At 45.1% G+C, this 1585-nt stretch carries 3 protein-coding genes; all 3 read left to right on the top strand.

Going from position 1 to position 1585, the window contains the following annotated elements:
* Positions 1-539: GNAT family N-acetyltransferase (locus VIP81_RS18340; protein WP_331964214.1), on the top strand; the 539-nt coding region annotated here is incomplete at its 5' end.
* Between the two features lie 12 nt (positions 540-551).
* A complete protein-coding gene (locus VIP81_RS18335; RefSeq protein WP_331964211.1) occupies positions 552-1049 on the top strand; it encodes an N-acetyltransferase family protein in 498 nt (165 codons plus the stop codon).
* Between the two features lie 69 nt (positions 1050-1118).
* Positions 1119-1535, top strand: a complete 417-nt coding sequence (locus tag VIP81_RS18330) for an EamA family transporter (RefSeq protein ID WP_331964208.1) — start codon at positions 1119-1121, stop codon at positions 1533-1535.
* The last annotated feature ends 50 nt before the right edge of the window (positions 1536-1585 follow it).

Here is a 1585-nt window from a genome sequence, read left to right as displayed (position 1 = left end):
TAAATACCGGCAACCTGGTATTGCGACCAGTAGAAGACAAGGATACCGCTGCCTTGTTTCATCACTTTTCAGATGATAGGGTAACAAAGTTCATGGACATTGATTCATTTTCCAATATCAGTGATGCCGTCCATATTATTCAATTCTTCCGGAAAAGTCTGGAGGAAGAAGAAGGAATGCGTTGGGCCATTACCCTGGCCGGAAAAGATGAGTTGATTGGTACCTGTGGTTATCACAAGATCAACAAGCCTCACTTCAAAGCAGAAATTGGTTATGACCTGCAACCTTCCTTCTGGGGCAAAGGCATTATGAAGGAAGCGATCAGTTATATGCTCACTTATGGCTACGAGGAATTGCAGTTTAACCGGATAGAGGCTTTTGTGGACCCGGAGAACATTGCTTCTGCCAAACTATTGACCCGACTGGGTTTCCGCTATGAAGGTTTTTTAAGAGATGCTTTTTTTGAGAAAGGAAAGTTTGTCAATGCAGAGCTATACAGTCTTTTAAGACATGAACATACGCGGGAGTCTATTTATTAATTAATATATACCATGAGTTTAGTTTTCAGACATGCGGCAGAAACAGATCTGCCGAGAATCGTTGACATTTATAACAGCACTATTGCTGGTAGAATGGTGACCGCAGATACCAGCCCGGTAACGCCGGAGAGCCGTCTGGACTGGTTCCATGCCCACAATCCCTCCCTGCGTCCATTATGGATGATTGATCTGGATGGAAATAATATAGGCTGGATGAGCTTTCAGTCTTTCTACGGCCGGCCGGCGTATAATGGTACCGTAGAAGTAAGTATTTATTTAGATGAATCTGCGCGTGGCAAGGGTTTAGGCAAACAAATACTGCGTCATGCGATTGCAGTAGCACCGCAGTTTGGCGTACAAACTTTGCTTGGTTTTATTTTTGCGCACAACCTCCCCAGCCTGAAACTCTTTACGGACATAGGTTTCACCGAGTGGGCACATTTACCGGAAATTGCGGTACTGGATGGTGTTGAAAGAAGTCTGAAGATATTGGGATATAAAATCAGGTAGCCGTTACGGGTGCTGCTACAGAATATATACAGTTTCGATCCCTAATTTAGCTGCTTAAAAAACCGTACTATGTGGTGGATATATGCTTTACTCTCTGCTGGCTTTGCTGCGCTCACGGCTATATTCGCCAAAATCGGGGTTGCGGATATTCCTTCTAATCTGGCTACTGCCATCCGGACGGTAATCATCCTGATCATGGCCTGGGCAATAGTACTGGCCAGAGGTGAGTTTAAGAGTTTCGGGGCGATTTCCAAACACAGTATGTTGTTCCTGGTGCTGTCGGGATTAGCGACCGGCTGTTCCTGGATCTTTTATTTCAAGGCGTTGCAGGTGGGAAAAATTTCGCAGGTAGCGCCGGTAGATAAACTGAGCGTAGCCCTTACTATTATACTGGCGGCTGTTTTTCTGCACGAGGCGCTAACCTGGAAAACGGCGATCGGTGCCGGGCTGATTATTGCCGGTACGCTGGTACTCATTCTTAAGTAAAACTTTAAAAAAAAATCGGTAAAATCAGTGCAAGCAGTATAATCCTGGGT

Origin of the sequence: Chitinophaga sp. (assembly GCF_036566945.1) — a bacterium.
In the GTDB taxonomy this organism is placed as follows: Bacteria; Bacteroidota; Bacteroidia; order Chitinophagales; family Chitinophagaceae; genus Chitinophaga.
This window is presented reverse-complemented; position numbering and strand designations above follow the sequence as displayed.